The sequence below is a fragment of the Meiothermus sp. genome (assembly GCF_037443965.1).
Classification (GTDB): Bacteria; Deinococcota; Deinococci; order Deinococcales; family Thermaceae; genus Meiothermus.
On the sequence record NZ_JBBINI010000010.1, the window covers coordinates 55,860 to 77,168 of the forward strand.

At 61.9% G+C, this 21,309-nt stretch carries 23 protein-coding genes and 1 pseudogene; 13 read left to right on the top strand and 11 right to left on the bottom strand.

The genetic code is table 11. The features are described from left to right. Nucleotides 1–40: 40 nt before the first annotated feature. Nucleotides 41–1,804: a WD40 repeat domain-containing protein gene (locus WKI89_RS07435; RefSeq protein ID WP_337868539.1), complete on the bottom strand. Its 1,764-nt coding sequence runs from the start codon at nt 1,802–1,804 to the stop codon at nt 41–43. 297 nt (nt 1,805–2,101) lie between these two features. Between WKI89_RS07435 and WKI89_RS07440 the strand changes: the two genes are divergently transcribed. The 7 genes and pseudogenes from WKI89_RS07440 (at nt 2,102) to WKI89_RS07470 (ending at nt 7,735) form a co-directional block, all read left to right on the top strand. After that, nucleotides 2,102–3,052 (top strand): biotin--[acetyl-CoA-carboxylase] ligase, encoded by a 951-nt coding sequence (locus tag WKI89_RS07440; RefSeq protein ID WP_337868540.1) that lies wholly within the window; start codon nt 2,102–2,104, stop codon nt 3,050–3,052. Next, entirely contained in the window at nt 3,049–3,645 is a 597-nt protein-coding gene (locus WKI89_RS07445) for a biotin transporter BioY (RefSeq protein ID WP_337868541.1), read from the top strand. Before WKI89_RS07440 ends, WKI89_RS07445 begins: the two co-directional genes overlap by 4 nt. A 271-nt stretch (nt 3,646–3,916) precedes the next feature. Continuing rightward, complete coding sequence (locus WKI89_RS07450) at nt 3,917–4,246, top strand: antibiotic biosynthesis monooxygenase (protein ID WP_337868542.1); 330 nt, start codon at nt 3,917–3,919, stop codon at nt 4,244–4,246. A 56-nt stretch (nt 4,247–4,302) separates the two neighbouring features. Then, nucleotides 4,303–5,217 carry a hemin ABC transporter substrate-binding protein gene (locus tag WKI89_RS07455; RefSeq protein ID WP_337868543.1) on the top strand — a complete coding sequence of 305 codons (915 nt, stop codon included), beginning with the start codon at nt 4,303–4,305 and terminating at the stop codon, nt 5,215–5,217. 9 nt (nt 5,218–5,226) lie between these two features. Further along, complete coding sequence (locus tag WKI89_RS07460; RefSeq protein ID WP_337868544.1) at nt 5,227–5,853, top strand: DUF3386 family protein; 627 nt, start codon at nt 5,227–5,229, stop codon at nt 5,851–5,853. Between the two features lie 15 nt (nt 5,854–5,868). After that, a pseudogene (locus WKI89_RS07465) lies at nt 5,869–6,898 on the top strand (iron ABC transporter permease). Between the two features lie 24 nt (nt 6,899–6,922). Continuing rightward, on the top strand, nt 6,923–7,735 hold the full coding sequence (locus tag WKI89_RS07470; protein WP_337868592.1) for a heme ABC transporter ATP-binding protein: 813 nt from the start codon (nt 6,923–6,925) through the stop codon (nt 7,733–7,735). 19 nt (nt 7,736–7,754) lie between these two features. Here WKI89_RS07470 and WKI89_RS07475 read toward each other — a convergent pair whose 3' ends face one another. Beyond that, the gene (locus WKI89_RS07475; protein WP_337868545.1) at nt 7,755–7,967 is read right to left on the bottom strand and encodes a hypothetical protein; all 213 of its coding nucleotides are present in this window, start codon (nt 7,965–7,967) and stop codon (nt 7,755–7,757) included. Then, nucleotides 7,964–8,404, bottom strand: a complete 441-nt coding sequence (aroQ, locus tag WKI89_RS07480) for a type II 3-dehydroquinate dehydratase (RefSeq protein ID WP_337868546.1) — start codon at nt 8,402–8,404, stop codon at nt 7,964–7,966. Before aroQ ends, WKI89_RS07475 begins: the two co-directional genes overlap by 4 nt. A gap of 100 nt (nt 8,405–8,504) precedes the next feature. Between aroQ and WKI89_RS07485 the strand changes: the two genes are divergently transcribed. Beyond that, nucleotides 8,505–9,080 carry an LUD domain-containing protein gene (locus tag WKI89_RS07485; RefSeq protein WP_337868547.1) on the top strand — a complete coding sequence of 192 codons (576 nt, stop codon included), beginning with the start codon at nt 8,505–8,507 and terminating at the stop codon, nt 9,078–9,080. A 5-nt stretch (nt 9,081–9,085) separates the two neighbouring features. Here WKI89_RS07485 and WKI89_RS07490 read toward each other — a convergent pair whose 3' ends face one another. Beyond that, nucleotides 9,086–9,424: a hypothetical protein gene (locus tag WKI89_RS07490; RefSeq protein ID WP_337868548.1), complete on the bottom strand. Its 339-nt coding sequence runs from the start codon at nt 9,422–9,424 to the stop codon at nt 9,086–9,088. Nucleotides 9,425–9,870: 446 nt separating this feature from the next. Here WKI89_RS07490 and WKI89_RS07495 point away from each other — a divergent pair, with 446 nt between their 5' ends. Next, nucleotides 9,871–11,292, top strand: coding sequence for a sigma 54-interacting transcriptional regulator (locus WKI89_RS07495; RefSeq protein ID WP_337868549.1), 1,422 nt, complete (start codon nt 9,871–9,873; stop codon nt 11,290–11,292). 14 nt (nt 11,293–11,306) lie between these two features. Next, nucleotides 11,307–12,527 (top strand): VWA domain-containing protein, encoded by a 1,221-nt coding sequence (locus WKI89_RS07500; protein WP_337868550.1) that lies wholly within the window; start codon nt 11,307–11,309, stop codon nt 12,525–12,527. A 227-nt stretch (nt 12,528–12,754) separates the two neighbouring features. Here WKI89_RS07500 and WKI89_RS07505 read toward each other — a convergent pair whose 3' ends face one another. Together WKI89_RS07505 and WKI89_RS07510 are read right to left on the bottom strand one after the other, a co-directional pair. Next, on the bottom strand, nt 12,755–13,030 hold the full coding sequence (locus tag WKI89_RS07505) for a Txe/YoeB family addiction module toxin (RefSeq protein WP_337868551.1): 276 nt from the start codon (nt 13,028–13,030) through the stop codon (nt 12,755–12,757). Further along, a complete protein-coding gene (locus WKI89_RS07510; protein WP_337868552.1) occupies nt 13,014–13,301 on the bottom strand; it encodes a type II toxin-antitoxin system prevent-host-death family antitoxin in 288 nt (95 codons plus the stop codon). Before WKI89_RS07510 ends, WKI89_RS07505 begins: the two co-directional genes overlap by 17 nt. A 95-nt stretch (nt 13,302–13,396) precedes the next feature. Here WKI89_RS07510 and WKI89_RS07515 point away from each other — a divergent pair, with 95 nt between their 5' ends. From WKI89_RS07515 to WKI89_RS07525, 3 genes are all read left to right on the top strand, one after another. Continuing rightward, nucleotides 13,397–13,642: a hypothetical protein gene (locus WKI89_RS07515; protein WP_337868553.1), complete on the top strand. Its 246-nt coding sequence runs from the start codon at nt 13,397–13,399 to the stop codon at nt 13,640–13,642. Between the two features lie 149 nt (nt 13,643–13,791). Then, nucleotides 13,792–16,182: a G8 domain-containing protein gene (locus tag WKI89_RS07520; protein WP_337868554.1), complete on the top strand. Its 2,391-nt coding sequence runs from the start codon at nt 13,792–13,794 to the stop codon at nt 16,180–16,182. A 114-nt stretch (nt 16,183–16,296) separates the two neighbouring features. Then, nucleotides 16,297–17,604 carry a hypothetical protein gene (locus WKI89_RS07525; RefSeq protein ID WP_337868555.1) on the top strand — a complete coding sequence of 436 codons (1,308 nt, stop codon included), beginning with the start codon at nt 16,297–16,299 and terminating at the stop codon, nt 17,602–17,604. A 42-nt stretch (nt 17,605–17,646) separates the two neighbouring features. Here WKI89_RS07525 and WKI89_RS07530 read toward each other — a convergent pair whose 3' ends face one another. The 5 genes from WKI89_RS07530 to paaA all read right to left on the bottom strand — a co-directional run bounded on the left by WKI89_RS07530 (nt 17,647) and on the right by paaA (nt 21,211). After that, on the bottom strand, nt 17,647–18,234 hold the full coding sequence (locus WKI89_RS07530; RefSeq protein ID WP_337868556.1) for a hypothetical protein: 588 nt from the start codon (nt 18,232–18,234) through the stop codon (nt 17,647–17,649). A 114-nt stretch (nt 18,235–18,348) separates the two neighbouring features. Next, the gene (gene paaD, locus WKI89_RS07535; RefSeq protein ID WP_337868557.1) at nt 18,349–18,843 is read right to left on the bottom strand and encodes a 1,2-phenylacetyl-CoA epoxidase subunit PaaD; all 495 of its coding nucleotides are present in this window, start codon (nt 18,841–18,843) and stop codon (nt 18,349–18,351) included. 1 nt (nt 18,844) lies between these two features. Then, nucleotides 18,845–19,603, bottom strand: a complete 759-nt coding sequence (gene paaC / locus WKI89_RS07540) for a 1,2-phenylacetyl-CoA epoxidase subunit PaaC (RefSeq protein ID WP_337868558.1) — start codon at nt 19,601–19,603, stop codon at nt 18,845–18,847. Next, nucleotides 19,593–20,171: a phenylacetic acid degradation protein gene (locus WKI89_RS07545; protein WP_337868559.1), complete on the bottom strand. Its 579-nt coding sequence runs from the start codon at nt 20,169–20,171 to the stop codon at nt 19,593–19,595. The genes paaC and WKI89_RS07545 overlap by 11 nt, the downstream gene beginning before the upstream one ends. Before the next feature lie 74 nt (nt 20,172–20,245). Further along, a complete protein-coding gene (gene paaA / locus WKI89_RS07550; RefSeq protein WP_337868560.1) occupies nt 20,246–21,211 on the bottom strand; it encodes a 1,2-phenylacetyl-CoA epoxidase subunit PaaA in 966 nt (321 codons plus the stop codon). Nucleotides 21,212–21,309 lie beyond the last annotated feature (98 nt).

Below are 21,309 nucleotides of genomic sequence, written 5' to 3' on the forward strand. Positions count from 1 at the left end.
GTGGCGCTTTATGTGCCACTCACGCGCAGGATTGGATAGACTAGGGTTTGAATAAAGCCACGGTTCCGGCCTGCCGCAGGGTGCCGCTGCCCACGGCCAGCCGGCCATCAGGGGCCCAGGCCACCGCGTAGAGGGGCCGCACAAACCCCGAGGTGGTCTGTAAAAGCTGCCCCTGTACGCTCCACAGGCGCAGGGTCTTGTCCCAGCCCACGCTGGCCAGCCGCTGGCCGTCGGGCGAGAAGGCCAGGGCCTGGGCGGCCTCGGTGTGTCCCTCCAGGGATCGGAGCAGCTTCCCCGACTGGGCATCCCAGAGCTTGAGGGTCTGGTCGTGGCTGGCGGTGGCCAGCAGGCGTCCGCTGGGGCTCAGGGCCAGGCCATAAATGCCCCTGGCGTGGGCCATGACCCGGCGCAGGAGCCCCACCCCCTCGGGACGCAGGGCCCACCAGGCCAGGCTTTCATCGCTGCTGCTGCTGTAAAGGGTGCGCCCATCAGGGCTAAAGGCCAGGCCAGTCAGATGCGACTCGTGCGCGCGAAACTCGAGCACTTTTTGGCCCTGCCGCCAGTCCCAGACCCGGATCAGCCGGTCGCGTCCGCCGGTGGCCAGGGCCCGCCCGTTGGGGGCGAAGGCCAGGGCCCCCACCCCGTTGCCGTGGGCCTCGAGGCTCTGCACCAGCCGTCCGCTGGTGGTTTGGTAGATGCGGGTCAGGCCGTCGCGGCTACCCACGGCCAGGTGTCGTCCGTCCGGGCTGAAGGCCAGGGCGGTAATTTCCAGGGTGGCCTCGCTCAACCGGCGGATGGGCTGGCCCTGGCGGTTCCACAGCCAGACCTCGCCGTCCCAGCCCCCGCTGGCCAGCAGCCTTCCGTCGGGGCTGTAGGCAAGGGCGCTCACCGAGGCCGCGGGGGGCTCGAGGGTGCGCAGCAGCGCCCCTTGCAGGCTCCACAGCCGGGCCCGCCCATCGTCGTGGCCGCTCAGGAGCCGGTTTCCCTCCACAGCCAGGGCCAGCACCGAGGCCGTCTGGAGGGTTTTCTGGGGCCGGCCTGTGTCCCAGAAGATAATCTGGCCGTCCTGCCCGCCGCTGATGAGCTGGGCATCGCTGCTCCAGACCAGGGCGCCCACCGCGAGCTGGTGGGCGTTCCACTGCTGCAAAAAGCGCCCCTCCACATCCCACAGTTGTATCTGCCCATCGCGGTCGCCGGTGGCCAGGCGTCCATCACGTCCCCAGGCCAGGGCCCGTACCGACAACCGCCCTAACAGCGGTAGCGGGCTGCCGCTGCCGGGGTTCCACAAAAACACCCCATCCAGCCCACCCGCGGCCAACAGCCTGCCATCGGGTGAGAACCCCACCCCGTAGATCCAGTTCCGCCCTGGGCTTATCCCCTGGGTTTCCCCTTGCAGCGTCCATAGCCGCAGCTCGCCATCGGCACTGCCGCTCAAAATTCGCCGACCATCCGGACTCAAACGGGCCGACCAGACCTGGCCGTTGTGCCCTTGCAACACCCCCGTGGTCGCTCCGGTTTTGGTGTTCCAGAGCCTCAGTGTGGTGTCGGCTGAGCCGCTCAACAGCGCACCGCCCCTGGCAAACTCGAGGGTGCGTACTGTATCGGCGTGCCCACTGAGCGTGCGCAAAAACCGCCCATCGGGACCATAAAGCTGAATATAGGCATCGGCCCCCACGGCCAGAACCCCGCCCGGGCCCAGGGCAACCGCCCCCACCGGGGCACGGTGCCCGGCCAAAAGCTGCATGGGTTGCTGTGCTGCGGCGCTCGCCAGGCCCACCACCATCCAGATAAGCCACTTCCACACACCCATAGCTTATTCGCCAGCCCGCTCTCATGGGTGAACCAAGGAGGGATTGCTTAAGTCGTTCAAACGGTGGAGGGCAGGGCTGATAACCGGTAGACCTGAGAGAGTTGGCCAAGCCCGCCGAAGGTCGGCTGAGTTGGTCGAAGCCGACCCCCCATACTGGATAAAACCGGTCGGTGCTGTAGTTCGCGTTGTATGGAGTGTTGCTGGTAACTGCTGTGAGGCATGTGCATTGGGCGCAGTTGAAAGCAGGCCGCCCCTTGCGCCGGTCAACCCAAAAAGAATAATTTGGTTGACGTGCCTCTGCTGCTGGCCCATCTGCACGACCAATACCAGAGCGGCGAAACCCTGGCCCAGCGGCTTGGCATCAGCCGGGCCGGGGTGTGGAAGCAGGCGGAGGCGCTGCGCAGGGCCGGATATCCCGTGCAAACCCAGCGGGGCCAAGGCTATCGCCTGAGGCCCGGAACCCCCACCCCCGAAGCCCTGGAGGCCCTTCACGGGGGTAGTTTTGGGGCCTTTTACGCCTACTTGGGAACGGTTGGCAGCACCCAGGACGTGCTCAAAAACTGGGCCCTGGACGGCGCAGAAGAGGGTTCGGTGGTGCTGGCGGAGCGCCAGGAGAAGGGCCGGGGCCGGCGTGGGCGGCCCTGGGACAGCGAACCCGGCCATAGCCTGACCTTCTCGGTGTTGCTCCGCCCCCGGCTTCCGCTCTCCACCCTGCCGTTGTTGTCCCTGGCCGCCGGTTTGGCGCTGTGCGAGGCCTGCGGCGTGGGTGGCCTGAAGTGGCCCAACGACCTGCTGGCGATGGATAAGCGTGCACCAAAACCGACCTACCGCAAGATGGCCGGGGTACTGCTGGAGGCCCAGATTAGCGGCGAGGAGGTGGCCTTCGTGATTCTGGGAATTGGGCTCAACGTCCACCGAGCCGGGCGCAGGAAGTCGGAGATCGCCTATCTGGACGAGTTCGGGGAGGTATCCAGGGTTCAGGTGCTGGCTCGTTTTTTGGAACGACTGGAAGCCCGCTATGCCCAACTCCACCACGACCTAGGGGGGGTTTTGCACGACTATAAAGCCAAGAGCTACACCCTGGGCCAGCAGGTGCGGGTGACCACGCCGCGGGGTGTGCTCGAGGGCCAGGCCACCGATATTGCCCCCGATGGCGCGCTGGTGCTGCAAAGCGCAGGCACAACCCATCATGTCGGCGCTGGCGATGTGGAACTGATCGGTTTCTTAGGAGGAAGCGTATGAACCCAACCCAAAGCCTACCCTATCTACCCCTCTCGAAGTCGCTTTTCCCCGCCCGGAGCTGGCAGCGCGACCTGCTGCTGGTGCTTTTGGGTAGCTTTTTGCTGGCGCTTTTGTCGCAGGCGGTGATTCCCTTGCAGCCGGTGCCCATCACCCTGCAAACCCTGGGGGTGCTGCTGGTGGGGGCCGCGCTGGGCAGCCGGCTGGGCTTTTTGGCGGTGGTGGCGTACCTGCTCGAGGGCCTGGTGCTGCCGGTGTTTGCCGGGGGGGCCACCTGGTTTCATCCCCGCATCGCCTTTACCGCCGGTTACCTGCTGGCCTTTCCCCTGGCGGCCTACCTGGTGGGCTACCTGGTTGAGCGCTACGGCACCGATCGCAGCGCACTCAAAACCTTTGGTGCCATGCTGCTGGCCAGCCTGCTCATCTACGCCATCGGCGTGACCTGGCTGGGCTTTGCGCTGGCGGGCGCGGGGCGCTACAGCGGGGTCTGGGGGGTGCTGCAAGCCGGGATGATCCCCTTTTTGCTGGGTGACCTGATCAAAGCCGCCATCGCTGCGGCCCTCCTCCCTACCGCCTGGCGTCTGATAGGCCGGTAGCCTCGAGGTTGTGCGCCTCCCCCGCCCCATGGGGGAGGTTTGTTTTTTGGATCAGGGGGGACGGGCTGTTGCGAATAGTTCTCTTTACTAAATATATATATTCCGACCGGATTACTTGACTTTGCAGCCATTGCCTGTATAGACTGACGGCCAGAATGTGGGAAGGGAACGTGCTTCAGGTTTCTTCCCGGAGGAGCCCAACCGGCGCTAGCAAGCTGGGCCTCAAGCACCGGCTCGTTGAGCGAGCGGGTGAGGTTAAGGAGGGAAAAGGATGTTCATCACCATGAACCGCATACCGGTCAACCCCGCGTATGCTGAGCTGTTTGAGCAAAATTTCCGCGAGCGGGCCCGTCTGGTTGATCGCATGCCGGGCTTCATCCGCAACCTAGTGCTGCGCCCACAGAAGCCCGATCAACCCTATGTGGTCATGACCTTCTGGGAAAGCGAACAGCACTTCAAAAACTGGGTGGAAAGCCCCGAGTTCAGGCAGGGTCATGCCAGAAGTGGAACCCTGCCCCGCGAAGTGTTTATGGGACATAGCTCGCTGGAAACCTTTGAGGTGTTCACCGATTCGGCCGCGCTCGAGGTCACAACTTCTTAGCTGGGGACAGCGGTATGGGGGCTGAATTCCAAGGTTCAAAAAAAGAGGTGAGTTTTATGAAACAAATCGTTATCGGATTGGGGCTCTGTCTGTTGGGCTATGGGCTGGCCCAGCCCTTTACCGTCAAAGACTCAAGGGGTCAAACCGTCACGGTGCGCTCCATTGAGCGGATCGTCTCGCTCAATGGTGTGACTACCGAGATTCTCTTTGCCCTGGGGGTGGGGGATCGGGTGGTGGGCCGCGATACCAGCAGCTACTATCCGGCCAGCGTCAACAAGCTGCCCACGGTGGGCTACCAGTTCCAGCTCAACGTTGAGGGCATACTTTCTCTGCACCCCACCTTGGTGTTGGGCCGGGAGGATGTGCGCCCTCCAACCGTTTTTGATCAGCTAGCGGCCGCTGGGGTCACGGTGGTGCGGGTGCCGGACAAGCCCAGCCTCGAGGGGGCTAAAGAAAAAATCCGCACAATTGCCGCGGCGGTGGGTCGGGTTGAGCGTGGTGAGGAACTGGTGCGCCGCCTCGAGCGTGACCTGCTGGTGCTACGTTCTAAGCAGCGCCAGGCCACTGCACGCAAACAGCTTAAAGGCATCTTCCTGTACCTGCGCGGCACCAACGTAACCTATGTTTGTGGCCAGGGTTCCAACCCGGTGGGGATGATGGAGCTGGCCGGCATTGTCAATGCGGCCAAAGGCATCCAGAACTGCCAGCAGATGACCGCCGAGGCGGTGATTGCTGCCCAGCCCGACGTGTTTATGGTGTTTACCGGGGGCCTGGAGAGCATTGGCGGGTTAGAGGGTTTGCGCAAGCTACCCGGGGTGATGCAGACCCCCGCCGGCCAGAACGGTCGGGTGGTGGCCATCGACGACCTCTACCTGGGCGGTTTTGGTCCCCGGGCGGGCCGGGCTGCGCTGGACTTGTTTGTGGGGGCCTACGAACGCAGCGGGCTTTTTATCGCTGGATCGCAGGAATAGGAGCACAACATGCCTTCTGTTCAGGAAAAAGCCTACGTTCTGCTGGAAGCAGCCCGCAACCAAGCCTATACCCTACCGGAGGGGTTTACTGGGTTCAGGGCCAGCCTAAGGGTATACCTGGCGGGCAGTTGGCACCAGGGTAGCCTGGTGGCCCGCTCGCCCAAGGAAATTGAGCTGCACCTACTCGAAGACCTGCAAGCCTGGCCGCGCCAGGAACTGGCCTCGATGCTGGCCCACCGTAGCCCCCGGCCTTTTGCACAGAACGAGGGCCAGTACCCCATGCACCTCGAAGGGGAAACCCCGCTGGGGGTGGGGGTGCGCCTCGAGGACGCCATGCGCTCCGTTCTGTGGGTGCAGGATAACCACGTCCGGATGGTTGAGCGCAACTTGCCTGATAGCTCCTTTCGCATCCACATCCACAACTATGTACCGGCTGGGGCGTACCACCTGCCCCAGCACTTTACCGTCACCTACCGCAATGCCCAAGGCGCGATTGAAGCGGTGGAATCCTTCGACGATCGCTATGTTCGGGTTGAGGGGGTTTGGTTGCCCAGCCGGCGCCAGGTGGTGCGCCACGATAAGGATGGCGTGACCGTGCGCGAGCTGCAGCTTGACCAGCACGCCCTGCTGACCTGAGGCAGATCAATTGCCATGCAACCTTCGTCTTTCTATAAAGCCTCTGGCCGTTATCGCTCAGTGCTCCTGGGGTTGGCGTTGCTTCTTCCCCTGGTGGTGCTGATCGCGGCAGGCCTCGGAGCTTACTACATCCCACCCCAGGAGATTCCCCGCATCCTATGGGAGCGCTCAGAGCAGGCCTATGCGGTGCTGGTATCGGTTCGCTTTCCCCGGGTTGTGCTGGCTTTGCTAGTGGGGGCCTTGCTGGCCCTTTCGGGCGCGGTTATGCAAGGGCTGTTCCGCAACCCCCTGGCCGACCCTGGCCTGATCGGTGTGAGCGCTGGGGCTGCCTTGGGGGCTGCCATCTTTATCATCCTGCTGCCCGGGGCGGGTTTTATGGAGGTTTACGCCCTGCCGTTCGCAGCTTTTGTGGGGGGGTTGCTGGCTACCCTGGCGGTCTGGTTCATGGCCAGCAGCGGGGGGCGGGTGCAGATTCTGACCTTGTTGCTGGCGGGGATTGCCATCAACGCCCTGGCAGGGGCCCTCATTGGCCTGCTGGTGGCCCGTGCTACCGACGAGCAACTGCGTAGCCTTACCTTCTGGACGTTGGGCGGCTACAGTGGGGCCACCTGGGGGGGGGCTGGTCTCCATCGCCCCCGCCGCGCTGCTGGCCTTCTGGGGACTGCTGCGTCTGGCCCGCCCGCTGAACGCGCTGGTTCTGGGTGAAAGCGAGGCCTTTCATCTGGGGGTGCACCTCGAGCGTTTCAAGCGCCAGGCCGTGGCCCTGGCCGCGCTGGCGGTGGGCACTGCGGTGGCAGCAGCGGGTGGGGTGGGCTTCATCGGGCTGGTGGCCCCCCATCTTTTCCGGCTGATGGCTGGGCCGGATCACCGCTACCTGTTGACCGGTTCGATGCTCCTGGGAGCTGGCCTGAGCGTGCTGGCCGATCTTATTGCCCGCACCGTGGCCTCGCCCGCCGAGCTGCCGGTGGGTGTGGTGACGAGCCTGCTGGGGGCTCCTTTCTTCATCTGGCTGCTGCTGCGTTTCAAGCAGGGGGCAGCCCGCTAGGGTTTGTGTGGAAGGTGTGGTGTGATGCTGGAGGCTCGCTCGCTTCGCTATGCTGTAGGAGGGAAAACCCTGCTTGAGAACATCTCCTTTCGCCTCGAGGCCGGCCAGATGCTGAGCGTCATCGGGCCCAACGGCGCTGGCAAATCCACCCTGCTGCGGCTTTTATCGGGCGAGGTGAGGCCCGACTCGGGGCAGATCGAGCTAATGGGCAGGCCCTTAGCCAGGTACCGGCCGCTCGAGCTGGCCCTTCAACGCGCGGTGCTGACCCAGCGGCGTGAGATCAATTTCCCCTTTGACGCCTATGAGGTGGCCTTTTTGGGCCGCCTACCCCACCTCGAGCGCCGGGCCGAAAACCCCCAGGATCACCAGGCCACCGAGCGCGCCTTGAGCCAGACCGGTGCGCTGCACTTCGCCACCCGCCGGTACCAAACCCTCTCGGGTGGGGAGCAGAGCCGGGTGGACCTGGCCCGGGTGCTGGCCCAGGAACCACGGCTGCTGCTGCTGGATGAGCCCACCAATCACCTCGACCCCAAACACCAGGTAGAGGTGCTGGCCCTGTGCAGGCGTTTGGTCCAGATGGGCTGGGGGGTGCTGGTGGTGCTACACGACCTCAACCTGGCCGGGCTGTTCTCCGACCGCATACTGCTGCTGCACCAGGGGCGTGTAGAGGCATGGGGTCAGCCGGCTGAAGTTTTACAGCCCGCACGCCTGCAGGCGGTTTATGGCCTGCCTTTTGTCCAGACCCAGCACCCCAGCGGTAGGCCCTGGGTAATGCCCCTGGCCGAGGTCGAGGTGGATGCGGCGGTTCCCCAAGGCAAAGAACGCCTTGCTTGCTAAAAGCCTGCGAGCTGCGCCTTCATATTCTGGTTTCATCATCGGGGGTGTCTCTTTGAGCCGCCCAGCGGAGTACCCAGGGCATCAGCAGCCCGTAGGCCCCCCCGGCCAGCAGGGCCACCGGAAGCCCCAGCCACAACGCTTTCCAGAAGCCCACCTGCGGAATTTGGGCCACTAGGGTGAAAATCCAGGCGATGGCCGCGACCATGGCCACTTCCTGCCAGTGTACCCTCATGGCTGGGCCTCCAGTAGGTCGGCCAGGTAGACCAGCGCCATCTTGTAGGACATGGGCCCGAAGCCCGAGACGATGCCCTTGGCGCCTATGGCCGTGAGCGAGTGGCGGCGGTACTCCTCGCGGGCGTGGATATTGGAGAGATGTACCTCGACTACCGGCAACGTTTGTGCTCGCACCGCGTCCAGCAGAGCAACCGAGTAATGGGTGAGGGCCCCAGGGTTCAGCACAATGGCCCGGAAGCCCTCGTCGGCGGCTTGCTGAATCCACTCCACCAGCTGCCCCTCGAAGTTGGACTGGCGGCAGGCCACGCCAAAACCCAGCTCCGCGCCCCAGGCCTCGCAGAGTTCTTCCAACTCTTCCAGGGTGGTTTTTCCATACACCTCTGGTTCGCGCTTGCCCAGCAGGTTCAGGTTGGGGCCGTTCAACACTAGGATCATTTGACTCTATGCTAAAGGAGCAGCATCCCCGTAAGCAATCAAACGGGCTCCGGCTTCTGCCAAGCCTCGGCGGCCCACCTGCCCTTGCTATACTCCCAGTATGCGCGAACGAATCTTGGGCCGTATCCGGCGGGGCCTCGAGCACCGCCCCCAGATCGCCCTGCCGGAGCCGCTGGTCTTGCCGGTGCCTTCGCCCGAGGAAGCCCTGGCCCTCTTCAGCGAGCGCCTGACGGGAAACGGGGGAGAGGGGGTGCGGCTGGAAGGCCTCGAGGCAGCCCAGGAGTGGCTGGGCCACTTTGCCCAGACCTTTGCTGGGGTGGCGGTGGGACGGACGGTTCCAGAGGCGTTGCGCCCTAAATTGCCCCTCCTGCCCCCCGAAGAAGCCCCCCTGGGCATCTCCTGGGCTTTGGGCGCGGTAGCCGAGACCGGCACGGTCATCCTCAGCAGCCAGGAGGGCCGCCGCACCCAGCTTTTGCCCCCTGCGCACCTGGTGTTTGTACCGCAGGAGAAGATTTACCCGACCCTTTTGCAGGCCCTACAGGCCCTACAACCCGGGCTGCCCTCGGCCATCGGGTTGCACTCCGGCCCTAGCAAGTCCGCCGATATCGGCCAGATTATGGTCAAAGGGGTGCACGGGCCAGGGCGACTGGTGGTGGCGGTGTTGCAGATGGGGTGACAGGTTTAGGAATCCCCCAGGAGCACCTCGCCTAGCTGGGCCAGGCTGCCCACCGCCCGGCCCGTGGGCAGGTGGCGCACCACCACCGAGGTGGGCTCTTCAGGGGCCCTGGCGACCTCGACCACCGAGAACAGCTCCCCATCCACTTCCACCGTAACCTCGCGGGTTCCGCAGATCTCCACCAGGCGGAAGCACCCCAGGCGGAGCCATTTATCCCCCAGCACGCGGCGCAGTTCCTCGTAGGCGATGGTTTTGAACCAGGCTTCCCCGGCTTGCAGGGTCTCGGCCCGGTAGGCGGCAATAGCCGCATCGCGCAGGCGTTGTTCTTTGTTGGCAAAATCCATACCCTATGCCAAGGTTTAATACCATTACGTCAACACATTGCAAGTTACGAAATGAAATCGCCCTCGGTTGCTGCTTTCCCCTCGAGCCTGCATTTCAATAGTGTCGGTTCGGAGATAGAAAAGCAGAATAAACCGGTGTTGCACGGCAGACTCACGCTAAAGCCTCCCCCACAGTGTACGGGAGGTACTGGCTGTTCTTCGGCCAGCTAGGAGGGGTAGGCTCCGAGGTCGTTCATGCAATCTTGTGATTGCATGGACTGGTGCGGAACAAACCCCGCCCTACCCACCTCTACCGCGTAGGGGTGGACTTTACGATGCCGTTCGGCTGATTGACGGGCTTTCAACCTTCGGCTCAACTTTTTCAGCTTGTTGGATAACTTCGAACTGACGTTTCAATACCAATCTGATTTACACAGTCTGGGGACAGGCGGGACTAAACTTGACCCATGACCAAGGCCCGAACCCTCGGTGAGCTCAAGCGCACCTACCCCCTGGAGAAACTCCGCCGCAGCGTAAAGGACGAGGCGCGGGAAAACCTGATTGCCAAATTGCATGCCGGCGAGCGGCTCTTTCCCGGTATCCAGAGCTACGACGACTCGGTGATACCCAACCTGGTCAATGCTATTCTGGCCCGGCACAACTTCATTTTGCTGGGCTTGCGCGGGCAGGCCAAAAGCCGCATCTTGCGCCAGCTCACCGAACTCCTGGACGATGAAGTGCCAGCGCTGCCCACCGAGATCCGCGACAACCCGCTCTTCCCCCTCTCGGCAGAGGCCCGGCGCTTGCTGGACGAGGCCGGCGACGAGGCCCCCATCGTCTGGATTCCCCGCTCGGAGCGCTACGTGGAGAAACTGGCCACCCCCGACACCACCGTGGCCGATATTTTGGGCGACATTGACCCCATCAAAGCTGCCAGGCGCGGCACCGGGCTGGCCGACCTCGAGGCCATCCACTACGGCCTCTTGCCCCGTGCCAACCGGGGTATCTTCGGTATCAACGAGGTGGCCGACCTGGCCCCCAAGGTGCAGGTGGCGCTTTTCAACATCCTGCAAGAGGGCGATGTGCAAATTCGGGGCTATCCGGTGCGGCTAATGCTGGATGTCTGGATCGCCTTCACCGCCAACCCACAGGACTACACCGCCCGCGGCAAAATTGTCACGCCCCTCAAAGACCGCATCGGCTCGGAGATCCGCACCCACTACCCCAAAACCCTCGAGGAGGGCCTCTCCATCACCCAGCAAGAAGCCTGGATTGCTCGAGAGGAAGGCATGTATGTGCCAGCCTATGTGGCCGAGGCTTCGGAAGCGGTGGCTTTTGTGGCCCGTGAGGACAAGCGGGTGGACAAAACCTCGGGGGTCTCCCAGCGCCTTTCGATTAGCTTGCTGGAACTGGTGGCGTCCAACGCCGAACATCGTGCGTTGCTCCTAGGGGAGCGCCCGGTGGCCCGACCCCTCGACCTCTATGCGGCCCTGCCGGCTATTACCGGCAAGATCGAACTCGAGTACGAGGGTGAACTCCAGGGAGCCGAGCGGGTCGCCAAGGACTTACTCCTCAAGGCCTTTGGAATGTCGTACGGCGAACGGGCGCGGGGCTTGCAGGTAGACGAAATCGTGCAATACTTCGCCGACGGCAACCTCCTCACCCTGCCCGAGGGCAGCGCTAAAGCAGTGCTGAAGGAAATGGAAAAAGTACCGGGGCTGATTGCTGCTGCCAAAAAACTGGAACCCCAAACCACCCCCGAGGCCCTGGTAGCCGCTGGGGAATTTATCCTCGAGGGCCTGGCGGGCCGCCGAAAGATCGCCCGTGGTGAGGAGAGCTACAGCGCCCCCATCGAGCGGGAACGCGAACGCTGGGGGAGCGGCAACTGATCGGGAGTGAACCCATGCGCGTCCGATACTCCAAATACGAACCAGGCTTCGACGACCTCACCGGCGCCGACCTGATGGACATGATCCAGGACTTCCTGATGGACTCGGGCTTTTCGGATCCCTACAACCGCTACCAGCCCGACCCCAACCGCGGCCCCACCGCCGAAGACCTGATGGACGCCCTGCTGCAAGCCCTGCTGGAGCAAGACCGCATTCCCGAGGAGTGGCTGCAGGAAGCCCGCAACGCCCAAAATTTTCAGGACACCCGGCTCTCGCAGGAATTGCAGCGCTTAATGCAGCGCTTGCAAGATGAGGGCTTTATTCGGATGCCCGGCCAAGACCCCACCAACCCGCAGGGGCAGGGAATACAGGGCGAGGCCCAGGACACCCGGTTGGAACTCACGAACAAGTCGGTGGACTTTCTGGGCCTCAAAAGCCTGCGCACTCTGCTGGGCTCCCTGGGCAAAAATGCCCCCGGCGCCCATGTCACCCGGCATTTTGCCTCGGGGGTGGAGTCGAGCGGCGAGACCAAGCCCTACGAGTTCGGCGACCAGCCCAACATCAACATTGGCGAGACGCTCAAGCAGGTGGTGATGAAGGGGCTGGAAAACATCGAAGAACGCGACCTGACCATCGAGCTATCCGAGTACACCGCCGCCATGAACACGGTGGTGCTGCTGGACTGCTCCCACTCCATGATTCTCTACGGCGAAGACCGTTTCACCCCGGCCAAGCGGGTGGCTTTGGGGCTGGCGCACCTGATCCGCACCCAGTACCCCGGCGACCAGGTGCGCTTCGGGGTCTTCCACGACAGCGCCGAGGAAGTACCGCTGGGCCGCCTCCCCACGGTGCAGGTCGGGCCCTACCACACCAACACCGCCGAAGGCCTCAAGCTGGCCCGCAAGATGCTCAAAAAGATGAGCGGGGAGATGAAGCAGATCATCATGATTACCGACGGCAAGCCCTCCGCGCTCACCCTGCCCTCGGGTCAGATCTACAAAAATGCCTGGGGCCTCGATCCTGTAATCCTGGCCGAGACCCTCAAAGAGGCCACCCTGGCCCGCAAGGAAGGTATTCCCATCCACACCTTTATGCTGGCCCGCGAACCCGAGCTGCTGGCCTTCGTCAAGAAGCTCACGCAGATCACTAAGGGCAAGGCCTACCTCACCACCCCCGGCAACATCGGGCGGTATGTGCTGATGGACTTTTTGAACCGCAAGGTGAGCCGAAACTAGACGGCACCTGACCAGGCCTGTAGAGCACTTTTTACCAAGATTGAGCTCTCTAGGGTCAAAAATCCCCCTCACCCGCTTCCGGTAAGCGGTCATACGCATTTCGGTAGTATCGTTCACTTTGACAAGCCTAAACGATACTACCGAAATGCTTTTCTACTCCCTTCGGTCGGCTTGAATCCTTCACCTCTGACTGCGTCCTACGGTGAAGGATTCAAGCGGAAACGGTATCAGTAGTGGTATCGCGGTTGCAGGAAATCAACCCGCTCGTCTGAGACGCGGTAAACCAGGCGGTGCTCCTGGGTGATCCGGCGTGACCACATACCAGGGCCAAGGTATTTGAGGGGTTCGGGCTTTCCAATCCCAGCAAAGGGTTCGCGCAAGACCGACTCGATCAGGTCGAAAATTTTGAGCGCAACCTTTCGGTCGGTGTCCACCCAGAAGCGAAGATCCTCGAGAAAGACCGGCGTGAATAGGGCCTCGCGCGGCCTATTTGCCTTTGCCACCCAGTACCTCGAGCCGCAGATCTGCGGCGCTGCCCTTCAGACCCTCGCCTTTTTGAGCCTGCTTGAGCGCCTTCAGCAGCCGCTCGGCGTTCTTGGGAGAGCGCAGCAAATGTACGGTTTCCATCAGACGCTCGTACTCATCGGCGTCCACCATGGCCACACGCTTTCCGTTGCGACGGTTGATGATGACCACCTCCAGATCGTTGGTCACACGATCTAGAAGTGTGGCTAACTGTTCTCTGGCTAGGCTGTAACTCGTTTCAATGGCCATGGCCCTATTGTACAATAATCTTGTACAATTCCGAAAGGGAAGGCCGTTGGTCAGTACTCACAATTTGCCCTTCGCTTCCGGCTACACTACCCCTTGTGAAAGCGGCCCGAACCTGGGGAATTGCGGCCTACCTGGCCCTCCTCATCGAACGCCTCTCCCAAGCTGTGCAGTACCGGCCCAGGCCGGTACTGAACCCCGCGCAGATCCGCCGCTACGAAGGGGTGCGGCGGGAGTTGAGCCTCGAGGTGCCCTATTACCCCGCGCAAAGCTCGAGGGGCTATGTGTTGATTCCCAAGGATGGCTACTTCCAGCAAACTGAGGAGGTTTTGGAGCGTATTTAGCTCGAGGACACGCTGGGACAAAAGCCCTTTTTGCGTGTCACGCGGCGTAACCTTAAGTTGAGCGGTTGAGGTTTTGATAATACCCCGCTACCGTGTGGATTGATGGCAGCCTGTTTGGGAGGGCATGCTGCGTTGCTTGCTAAGTTCTTATGAACCTGCGCCACCTGTTTCTGCTCTTCCTGCTGGGCCTGAGCGCTTGCCAGTTCGGTACACCGCTGCCGGCCGATACAGGCTATTGGTCGGATGCGCGTTTTTGGGCCAGTCTCAACCTACAAAAACCCAAGGCCGGTGACGCGGTGGTTATTCCAGCGGGCAGCAAGGTTATCCTGGATGAAGACCCACCCCCGCTGGCAGGCATTACGGTACTGGGGGAGCTGGAGTTTGCTCGCAAGAACCTCAACCTCAGTACGGGTTATCTAATGGTGCACGGCCCTGGCAAGCTCAGCATCGGTTCGGAGGCCCAGCCCTTCACCCACAAAGTGGTTATTACCCTGACCGGCTCCAACCCCGAAGAGAACATTATGGACATGGGGGCCAAGTTCCTGGGTGCCATGATGGGGGGCAGGCTGGAAATAATTGGCGAGAACCGGGTGCCCTGGACCAAGCTGGGCGCGACCGCACCCGCTGGGAGCACTCAGATTGTCCTGAGCAGCCCGGCAGACTGGCGGGTGGGGGAGAAAATTGTAATTGCTTCTTCGGCACTCGACCCCTACCAGGCCGAAACCCGTACCATCCAGGCCATCAGCGGCAATACCCTTACGCTGGATCGGGCACTGGACTACGCACACTTTGGACAGTTGCAGACCTTCGATGGCCGTGTCTTGGATCAGCGGGCCGAGGTGGGGCTGCTGTCGCGCAATATTGTGATTCAGGGCGATGACAACCATGCAGGTGGCTTTGGCGGGCATGTGATGGTGATGGGTTCCAGCCCCATACGCCGCGAAACCAGCCCAGCTATGCGCAGCAGTGGCAAGGTGCGCGGGGTGGAGTTTCGCCGCCTGGGTCAGTTTAATCGCCTGGCCCGCTACCCCTTCCACTGGCATTTGAACGGGGATTCAGCAGGCGACTACCTTGAAAACAGCAGCTTCCATAGCAACTTCCAACGCGGCGTTGTGGTACACGGAACCGATAATGTGCGGGTCAAGGGCAATGTTTTATATGACACCATGGGTCATAGCATCATGACCGAAGATGGCTCGGAACAGGGCAACCACTTCGAGGGCAACCTAGCGGTGCTGACCAGGGCTTTCCCCTATCTGCCCAGCAACCCCGTCCAGGTAGGGCAAAATGACGATCAGGCCGCTACTTTCTGGATTAAGGGCCCCAGCAACCGTTTTGTGGGTAATGTGGCAGCAGGGGGCGAGTTCACTGCCTTCTGGTTCGACAACGTGGGCGCGGTAGACGCCAGCCGCTTTGAATTTCGTGACAATGTGATTCACTCCTATTTGTTGGGCAAGGCTATTGGTGCTCCAGGCAATGTAGGTGACCTGGGGGCGCTGTGGATTACCGGTAACCGGGCTGCGCCCACCACCCACGGGCCTTTTGTGCTCGAGCGTACCACAATTTACAAAACCCGTTCGGCGCTTTGGGCCAATCCAGTTGGTGATCCAGCCGGCGAGGTGATTATGGAGGTGCGCGACTCGATCCTGGCGGACAATGGCGTGAGCATTGGTAGCCACGGGATCCGCGATTCGCTGATAGTGGGCAAGAGCGCCAACCTCGATAGCGAAGGGGAGATTGGCCGCCTGGGGGTGCAGGAGTATGGAGGCACCACTACCCTGCAAAACGTGACCTTTGTGAATTTTGGGCCGGGAACCAGTGCCATCCAAACCCGCAATTGCTTTCGTGAAGGCCCCAACATGATCACCCAGAACATTCGATGGGTGAATGCTCAGTTCAACCTTTGCAACGGCAGCAGCGATCTGGCGGTGCAGGATCTCGACGGCTCGCTCAGTGGCAGTGGGGTGCCCAGTGTGGTGGTACCGGCTTCGGTGGGCTCGAGGGCCATGTACACGGAGGCCTGTACGCTCCTGGCATCCGCGAATGCCAGGGTCTGCCCAGCCCCGATGGAATACCTCAACCTAATTCCCGAGACAAACACCTTCTTTCGCAGCTACGCGCTGGGCGTACCTAGTCTGACACGCGACGATGGGGTTCAACTGAGCAGCAGCGATGTAACCAACGCGCCCTTCTACTGGACGCTAATTCATGGGCGCACCTACACCCTGGATACCGACCTAAGCCAGTGGCAGTATGTCCGCCTGCGGCTCTTTCCCAAACACAAAAACCATGACGAAACCCCCCTGGCAGCGCGGGTGGTGCTCCCCAGCAGTACCCCTGTCTTCACCGTTTACCGCTGTGCGCTGGAACCCTTGCAGCCCGGAACTAACTGCGCCGGTAAAACAGCGCTTACTTCCCTGGCCAGCCTAGACGAACTCAACGCTGCGACCCAGCCTGCTTACTTTTACGATTCGGCTGGTCAGCGTATCCACCTGAAGCTATTTAGCAATACAAATACTTCTTTGCTGGTAGAGCGCTAGGGTAGCCAAGTGCAGAAAGAGACCCAATCCCCGCGCGGTTCCCCCGACGGCACAACCTGTGCCATCGTGCACTGAATCCTATCTGCCCTGACCCATCCCCGGTACCCTGTACATATGCACCGGGTATGGGCTGCAAGACGGGCTTGGCGGGTGCGGCTCTGGCTGGCGGCAGGGCTGGCCTTGCTGCTTTTGCCGCTGGCCTGGCTGGTGCATCCGGCCTGGGTGTTGGGGTCGTTGCTGGGTTTGCTGTACCCCTCCCGCTGGGAGCAGCGGCGTGCCCTGGCCGACCTCGACCGACGCTACGGCCTGGCCTACCGCAGCGCGCTGGAAGCTCCGGCCAACCACCCCTGGCGGGGCCAACTGCAAACCGAATCGGAGGCCAGTGTGCGCGGGGCCAGACTACCGACTTTGCCCTGGGTTTTTGCTGTCCTCTATCTGATGTTGGTGGGGGTGGCGTGGGTGTTGCCCCCTCTGCAATTGCCCTTTCTACCTTCACCCGGGGTGGCTTCTACGCCGCCTGGCTCGAGCCCCCCACCACAAACCACCAGCCCAACCGACCCAGCCCAACCCAGCCCCAGCCCACAGCAAACGGAACCCCCTCCTTCGCAAGGGGACTCATCCGAAGGCGAGCAGCCCGGTGTGGAACCTGGGGAAGCCACCAACCCAGCAGAAGAGTCGCAGCCTACGCAAACAGACTCACCCGCACAGCAGGGGGGTGCTCAAGGACAGGACCAACCGCAGGACGCGGTCGGCCAGGATGCAACGCGCCCCGGTCAAACGGGCGAAAACCTGCAAGGCCGCGAACAGCCTCCGTCCAGTCCAAACGGGCAAGATCCCGCGCAGTCTGGGCAGAATCCACCCAATCAGACAGGACAGCCGCAGACCAATCAGCCCGGTCAAGCACAGCCAACACAGCCTGGACAAGCACAGCCCTCGCAAGCAGGCCGTCCGCAATCGGAGCCAACCCAGCCCAGCCAGCCGGGGCAACCGTCCCAGAGCCAACCTGGGCAAGCACAGCCATCCCAACCTGGGCAAGCACAGCCATCCCAACCTGGACAAGCGCAGCCATCCCAACCTGGACAAGCGCAGCCAGGACAACAACCAGGGCAGGGCCAGCCTTCGAGAGATAATCCGGGCCAGGGTCAGGCTCGCGGTGGCGAAGGCGGCAGCCCTCAGGGACAAACCCCGCAGGCCCGCCCACCCCAGAATCTGCCCTTGCGTACCGAGCGCCCAGCAGGCGAAGCGCCGCTCAGCCGGGGGGAAAACCGACAGGGGAGACCAGCACCCCTGCCCAGCCCCTGGGCCTCGGGCCAGCCCCCGCAAAACGTGCAGCGCCAAGCCGAGAAGTACCTCGAGTCCGAACCCCTTCCCCCCGAGGTGCGCGACGTTTTGCGGCGCTACTTCGAGCTGCCACCGCCATAAAAAAACCCGCTCGTTTAGGAGCGGGTTTTCTCTAGCAGGATTTTAGAAGCGTAGGACGCCCTGACCACCGCCCCAGGTGATGGTCATGGCACAGCCGGCTAGGTCGGGGGTGCTGACGGTGGTGATTTGGGCTGCCAGTACGGCCGTGTTCTGTCCACCGTTTTGGATGATGGGTAGGGTTTGGCCCACGTTGAGGTTGAGGGTACCGTTGGTCAGGTTGCCTACGGTAACTTGACTGCCGCTGCTGGTAAGGGTGAACTGCACGTTGTTGGCGGTGGATTGGGCGCTACGCGCAGTAGCCCCGCTACCATCTGAAATGGTCAACGTGGCGCTCATGGTGACGTTGATGGGTGAGGGAATAGTGGCTGGGCAGCCTGCGCCAAAGCTTACGCTCGAGATTGCCAGATTATAAGAAAAACCACTTGGGTTGGCGGGAAGGTTGAGGTTGGTGAGGTCTTCAAAGGTAGCGGTCACGTTGGCTGTACCGGTGGCAGCTGCACTGGGGCCGAGGTTGAAGGTGGTCTGTTTGCCATTGAGTTGGAAGGGGTTATCAATGGGTGGGCTGCTAATCAAACCACAGCCTGCAAAAGCCAAAGCCAAAACACTGCCGAGTAGTGCTACACGTTTCATAATTTCCTCCTGCTCGCTCTTTGAAGCAGGGAAATTGTACACCCATGTCAGGGGGGAGCTCAGTTACATTTGACCCAAAACGGGTTTTTGGGCGTTACTCAACGGTTTTGCTGCCTACACGGTCTTGAAGCTTTCGAAGGGCTCCTGGCAGTTGTTGCAGACGTAAATGGCCTTGCACAGGGTGGGGCCAAAAGTGTTCTTTACGGATGTGTTGAGAGAACCGCAGCGCGGGCAGGGGGTGGGGGCGGGCTCGAGTTCTATCAAAAAGTCCTGCGTGCCTTTGGGTCTGGGAGGTGCAATCCCATACTGGCGCAGGCGTTCCTTGGCTTCCGGGGTAATCCAATCGGTGCTCCAGGCTGGGGATAGCACGGTCTTGACCTCGACCGGATTGAAGCCCAGCGACCGAACAGTTTGTTCCAACTGCTCTTTGATTAGGTGCAGGGCCGGGCAGCCCGAGAAGGTGGGGGTCATGGTGATGGTGGCTTTGTTGCCTTCGATCTCCACACCCCGTACGATGCCCATCTCGACCACGTTGATCACCGGAATCTCGGGGTCGGGAATCTGGGCCAGGGCTTTCCAAACTTGCTCGGTACTGGGTAGGGCGGTCATCTTACCAAACCTTGGCTTCGGCATCCCAGCGGGCGGTGGACTGCATCTCGGCCAGGATGCTCCACAGGTGCTCGGTGTGGTAGGTGCGGGAGGTGGGCTGGTAGCCGGGGTTGATGGGCAGCTCGAGGCCCGAGGCTTGCAGGTGGCGGGTGCTGTGCTCGAGCCAGCGTTCTTTTACAGAGGCCAGGTCGGGCACGATGCCCTCGGCTATTAGCAGTTCTTCACCGGGGATGGGCACAAAAAGCTGCTGGGCATAGCCCCACTGCATGTTCAGGGCCTGCTGCAAGCGCCGGTTGGATTCTTCGGTGCCCAGGCCCAACCGCTCTACCCAGGCGTGGGTGTGCTGGAGGTGAAAACGCTCCTCGCGCAGAACTTTGTTGGCTGCATCGGCCAGGGGCTGGTAGCTGCTGTTCTTGGCCGATTGGAGCCAAAGCGCTTCGTAAAGGTCATACAAATACTGCCGCAGCATGGTGAAGGCCCAGTCGCCTTTGGGCAACTCGACCAACTCGGTGTTGCGATACTCGCCCGCTTCACGGAAAAACGCCAACTGGTCGGGATCGGAGCCATCGAGTTCCTTGCGCAGGCCATACCACACCGAGGCATGGCCCAACTCATCCTGGGCAATGTTGGCAAGGGCAATATCCTCTTCCAAAATAGGGGCATGGCCGGTCCACTCGCTGTCACGGTGCGACAGAATAACTTCGTCGTCAGCGAGCGCGGTCAGCTTGGCGATCAGGGCCTGCTTGATTTCATTCCTCATCGTCGTTCTCCCGCCCGGTTTTGTGCTTGCTCACATGCGAGCCGATGGTAGCGTAGTATTGCTGCTGCTTGTAGGTTTTGTCCCTGGCTGGGGCAAACCAGCTTTCTACCGTCTCCTGGCTGGGGTCGCTTCGATACACTTTGTCGGTGGGTACAATCCACCAGGACAGGGCCTCGGTATCGGTAAAGGTGGCCAGGGCTTGCTCGAGGGCTTCTTCGGGCGAACGGGCCTTCACCTCACCCACATAGTCCACAAAAGTCATGGAGCGTTTGTGGCTGGTTTTGCGGAAGACCGCATATGAGCTGAGGGGCGAAGGCTGAGGGCTGAGGGCCAAAAAGCTTTCTGCTCTGTGCGCTTTGCTCTCTGCTAGCTCCTCTTTTGTCCAGGAGAAGATGTCGTCTGCTTGTACCACCCACATGCTTACGGCCTGGGGCCGCCGGGCAAAGACGTTGCGGGCGGTCAGAAGGGCATGCTGGGGGTCGGCGGCGTGTACCGAGCCTACCGCCTGATGGGGCTTATTAGGGGTGTCTTGTTTGAAGACTTCCCAACGAGACCACTGGGTGTCCATAGAACCTCAAATGCGGGAAAAGTGAAACCCAAGCTGTTGACTTTGCTTTCCCCTTTCCGCCTCTCTCTTCGCCTTTAGACGGCCACGGCTGTCTGCCGTGTGGCGTAGGCCTCTAACGCTTCGCGCACCCAGGCTCCGTCGTCGTGGGCCCTGCGACGGGCTTCCAGGCGCTCTTTGTTCATGGGGCCGTTGCCCTTCACCACCTGCCAGAACTCGTCCCAGTTGATGGGGCCATGCATCCAGTTGCCCGTGGCCTCGTCGTAGCGCAGGTCGGGGTCGGGGAGGGTGAGGCCGGCCTCCAGGATTTCGGGCGCGTGTTCGTTGATAAACTCCTGGCGCACGGTGTCGTTGGACTTGGTCTTGATGCCCCAGCGGGTGAGCACCTCGGAGTTGGGGCTGTCGGCATCGTGCGGTCCCATCATCATCAGGGCCGGCCACCACCAGCGGTTGATGGCATCCTGGGCCATCTGGCGCTGCTTGGGCGTACCCTTGGCGTACAGGAGTACCATCTCCTTGCCTTGCTTGTGGTGGAAGGTCTCCTCGGCGCAGATGCGTACCATGGCCCGGCTGTAGGGGCCATACGAGCAGGCCGCCAGCATGGTCTGGTTCTTGATGGCGGCCCCGTCCACCAGCCAGCCGATGGTGCCGATGTCGGCCCAGGTGAGGGTGGGGTAGTTGAAGATGGAGGAGTACTTGGCCTTGCCCGAGAGCAAGGCTTCCAGCATGGCCTCGCGCGACACGCCCAGGGTTTCGGCCGCGTGGTAGAGGTACTGGCCGTGCCCGGCCTCGTCCTGCACCTTGGCAATCAGGATCATTTTGCGCTTGAGGGTGGGGGCGCGGGTGATCCAGGCCCCTTCGGGCAGCATCCCCACCACCTCGGAGTGGGCGTGCTGCGAGATCATGCGAATCAGCTGGCGGCGGTATTCCTCGGGCATCCAGTCGCCGGGTTCGATCTTCTCGCCACGATGGATGCGGGCTTCGAACTCGGCCAGGCGCTGGTTGTAATCGGCATCGCTGGGCACTCCGTACTTTGCTGGCATCTTTCCTCCCCAAAACCAAACTAACGCTCGTTAGTTTTTACTAGTTTATCTCGAGGCACCTCAAAATTCAAAGTGGCCGACCCCGCTTGCTATACTCG